This window comes from Frankia sp. CeCAU1 (assembly GCF_977971845.1).
In genome coordinates, this window is sequence record NZ_CDWWXA010000171.1 from 1 (window position 1) to 4394 (window position 4394).

Here is a 4394-nt window from a genome sequence, read left to right on the forward strand (position 1 = left end):
TCGAGGTACCTGCAACGCGATATTAAAGAGCAACGGACTGATCACACCACCTTGGGGAACTCCTTCGGTGGTGGGTTGATACCCGTCCGGGCCGATCACACCCGCCATCAGCCATCTGGCCACCACTTCCCGTCCCGGAAAGCTTCCCAGCAGCTTGAGGAGATGATCGTGGTCAACGTGGTCGAACGCTGCTTCCAGGTCCGCGTCCAACACCCACCGGCGTTTCGTCCGCGGACCCGCCACGGTCCAGAAGATCGCAGCGATGGCGTCCTGGCAGCTGCGTCCGGGCCGGAAACCATACGACTTCGGCTCGAACCTCGCTTCCCACTCTGGTTCCAACGCGGTGACCACCATCGCCTGAACCACCCGGTCGGCGATCACCGGTATTCCCAGCGGCCTGCTCTTTTTCGTTCCCGGCTTCGGGACGAACACCCGCCTGACCGGTTGGGCACTCCACGACCGGGCCTGCCTTTGCACCGTCGCGGCCAGTTCGGCCTTCTCTGGCGCGTCCAGCACGACCCGGCCATCCACCCCAGGGGTCAGACGGCCAGTATTGACCTCCGTCACCCGCCGCACGCTCACCAGAGCGTTCGACCTGGACCGCAAGGCCAGTTTCTGCAGATTCCGGAGACGTTTCGTGTCCCCGTCCCTTGACGCCGCGAAGATCCGTTGCCGTAACCTGCGTACTTCCCGGTTCGCCTGGTCCCAGTCGATATCGTGCCAGTCCCAGCCGGGCCGGTCGTCCTCCGGTCCGTTCACCCCGGCGCTCGCCGGGGCGTCCAACGTGTCCTTCGGTTCCGCCACTGTGGTCCTCGGTTGTCTCCGCGGGCTCACCTGACCCACGTGGGCTCCCTTTCAGGCCCGGACACCAGGTCCGGTATCCGGCCGGTTCCCTCCACGACCCACACCAAGAGGAGGCGCGACTGCGGCCATGATCTTCCCGTCACCTTTCGGCATGCCGGCATTCGCTTCTTGGGTCATCCTTCACCCGCCGGGGGATCGGCCTCCCTCACGGTCGGCTCACCGGCCCTTACGGGTCGGGCCACGACGGGGTTCCACGTTCCACACGCACAAGCAACGACCGGATTGGGCGCCCTCTCGACCCCGGGGACGGCGGTGCCCACCACGGCCGCTACTGAATGAACGGCCGTCGCCTGCCGCCTCACCGCGGCTGGTCCCTAAACCCCGGCAATCCTTCCATCTATCCGGGGCTCAACCTAACGAGGCATCATCGAGGGTTCACTCACGTTCACCCGCCCGGTCTTTCCCTCACCTGTAACCCCCGGATGAATCAGGGACCCTTGGGCTTTCCCCGGGGCTTCGCACCCCGCCGTTACCAGCGACGCACGCCCAGGTGGGAACGGGCCATCGGGCACTGAGCCTTTCCGCGTAACCGATCGTCACGTTTAGTGATCACGTCGTTCGATCATGCTCGATGTGCGGGAGCACGAGAGCGGCGGCGACAATCTTCCCGATCTTCCACGGGCAGACGCTGACGTTGCGCAGCGCCTTGAACGTCATCTTCAAGAGCGAGTTCCCGCGTTCGCCGACGGCCCGTTGGGCGTTGTGCGCCTTGTTGGATGCTTTCTGGTCGTCGGTGAGCGAGCCACCCCTGGGCTTCTTGATCGCGACGGTCACGGTGTCGCGTTCGCCTTCGTAGCCCAGATCGCCCAGGACCGGCAGGCCTGCGGCGATCCAGACCGCCAGCGCCGGCAAGATCTGCGGGTGCGCGCGCAGCGCGGTGGTGTCGTGTTCGCGGCCGGGGCGCACCTCGGAAGTCCACAGCGGCCAGCCATCGGGCGCGGTGACGACCTGGATGTTCCCGCCGTGATTGGCATGCTTGCCCGACCACCACAGGTCCACTCCCGCGGTCGGGCCCGGGGTGGCGTTCCGGTCGGTCTCGATCAGCGTGCCATCGACACTGACGTGGCTGTGACCAGCGGCTTTCGCGGCGAGCAGGGCGGATTCCAGCTTCGGGGCGCGCTCGGCCAGCACGGCGATCCCTTCGTGGAGGTAGTCGTACGCCGTCGACTTCGAGATCTGGTTGTCAGTGGCCAACTGGCGCAGTCGGGTGGCATCGAGGAACCAGCGCAGCACCAGTACGGCCCGCGCCCGGCAGGTCAACGCGCGGGTGTCGGCGCGGGTGCCGCGACGGACACGCTCCGCTTCGAGCAGGCCCTCCAGGAACACAACGGTTTCCTCTCGCGACGGCAACACCGCCGTGTATGTCACACTCACCGGGGCGCGGGACCTTTCTGAGACTGATCTTTAGGCGGACCAGTTCTCTTAGCAGGGTCTCGCGTCTTTTCGTTGGAACAGCAGATTCCGGGCGTGTCGACTACCGGGCGTGACCGTCACGTAAAGCCACACCACGTTGCGCGGAAAGGCTCACTGGCCCGGGATTATGTCACCGGCATCAGCCGGCCCTCCTTTCGACACATCCACTTGTAACGTGCGACCTCGTGTCGCACGGGCGTGTAAGAACAACGGTGTAACTCCACTGTGACACTCTGTGCATACGCGCAGGTGGAGGAGGCACCAGATGACCAGCATGACGACAGATCCGGCAGCGGGGACGATCGCGGGCGAACCGGCAGCCGCCGGCGCCCAGGCCGCCCCGGTGCTCGACGAGGAGCTCGCGCGGCGCCTGGTCGCGCAGGCGAGGGCTGAGGGTGTGTCGCTGACCGGGCCGGGCGGGATGCTCGGGAAGCTGACGAAGATGGTCCTCGAGACCGCTCTCGAGGCCGAGATGACGGCGCATCTCGGCTACGAGGCGCACGATCCGGCCGGGCGCACCGGGGGGAACTCCCGTAACGGCACCCGGACGAAGACGGTGATCACCGAGATCGGGCCGGTCGCGATCGACGTGCCGCGTGACCGGGACGGCAGCTTCGCCCCGGCGATCGTCGCGAAGCGGCAGCGGCGCCTCGACGGGGTCGAGGACCTTGTGGTCTCCCTGGTCGCGAAGGGACTGACGACGGGTGAGGTCCAGGCCCATCTCGTCGAGACCTACGGCACCGAGGTCTCCCGGCAGACGATCTCCGACATCACCGACAAGGTGATCGAGGGCATGGAGGCCTGGCGCGCCCGCCCGCTGGACGCGGTCTACGCGGTCGTGTTCATCGACGCGATCGTCGTGAAGATCCGCGATGGGCAGGTCGCGAACCGGCCGGTCTACGCCGCCATCGGGGTCACCGCCGACGGCGAGCGCGACGTGCTGGGCCTGTGGGCCGGGACCGGGGGTGAGGGCGCCAAGCACTGGCAGATGGTCCTGACGGACCTGAAGAACCGCGGCGTGGCCGACGTGCTCATCCTCGTCTGCGACGGGCTGACCGGCCTGCCCGACGCGGTCGGGCAGGTCTGGCCGCGGACGGTCGTGCGGACCTGCATCGTGCACCTCTTGCGAAACTCGTTCCGATATGCGAGCAAGAAGGACTGGCCCGCGCTCGCGAAGGATCTCAAGCCGGTCTACACCGCCCCGACCGAGGCGGCCGCGCTCGACCGGTTCGCCGAGTTCTCGGGCGTCTGGGAGAAGAAGTATCCCGCGATCATCCGGCTGTGGGAGAACGCCTGGGCCGAGTTCGTCCCGTTCCTGCGCTTCGACACCGAGATCAGAACCGTCATCTGCTCGACCAACGCCATCGAGTCCCTGAACTCGCGGTTCCGCCGACCGGTGAAGGCCCGCGGCCACTTCCCGAACGAGCAGGCCGCCCTCAAGCACCTCTACCTCACGATCATCAGCCTTGACCCCACCGGACGAGGCCGACAGAAGTGGATGATCCGCTGGAAGGCCCCGCTCAACGCCTTCGACCTGGCCTTCGACGGACGCCTGTCCGCCGGCCGCAAATAGCATCACCCACGGTAATCACACGCTAGTGGTCTCCGAGTAGCACCAACATCACCCGTTACACCGTTAAGTTGACAGGTGGGCTAGATCGCTTCGCTGATCACCACGAGTGCGGGAAAATGTCCTCGGGTGTCCCGGTCAGCCGATGGGTCTGCGATGCCGGTGAGCTCGCTTTGACAGGATGGCGATGGGGGTCGATCAGGGGACCACGGTTTGTTGCCAGGGTGGCGGTCTGCTGCTGCCTGGAGCACGCGTGTCAGACTCCACCTCTTCCTCTGGCCCCTCCGGGACGCCCGCTGGCGTGTCACGGAGGGAGAGGCGATGCCCCGGCAGAACGTGAAGGACGAGGTCATCCACCTGCGGGCCGCGGGAGTGGATCTGGGGAGGCGGTTCCTCGTGGCCTGCACCCGAACTCCGAGCCCGCAACGGGCTGGCAGCTGGCTGCTGGAGACCGAGCGGTTCGGTACGACCACCGCCGAGGTCCGGCGTCTGTGTGCCTGGCTGCTGGAGCGCGAGGTGGAGGTCGTGGTTCTGGAATCCACCGGCG

3 protein-coding genes and 1 pseudogene are annotated in these 4394 nt (G+C 66.6%); 2 read left to right on the top strand and 2 right to left on the bottom strand.

From position 1 onward, the window contains the following. Positions 1-804: reverse transcriptase N-terminal domain-containing protein (locus AC08OO_RS20905; RefSeq protein WP_476611405.1), on the bottom strand; the 804-nt coding region annotated here is incomplete at its 3' end. Between the two features lie 609 nt (positions 805-1413). After that, complete coding sequence (locus AC08OO_RS20910) at positions 1414-2238, bottom strand: transposase family protein (protein ID WP_476611404.1); 825 nt, start codon at positions 2236-2238, stop codon at positions 1414-1416. A 313-nt stretch (positions 2239-2551) separates the two neighbouring features. Between AC08OO_RS20910 and AC08OO_RS20915 the strand changes: the two genes are divergently transcribed. Together AC08OO_RS20915 and AC08OO_RS20920 are read left to right on the top strand one after the other, a co-directional pair. Continuing rightward, positions 2552-3850, top strand: a complete 1299-nt coding sequence (locus AC08OO_RS20915; protein ID WP_476618950.1) for an IS256 family transposase — start codon at positions 2552-2554, stop codon at positions 3848-3850. Between the two features lie 318 nt (positions 3851-4168). Continuing rightward, positions 4169-4394, top strand: a pseudogene (locus AC08OO_RS20920) (hypothetical protein); the annotation flags it as partial.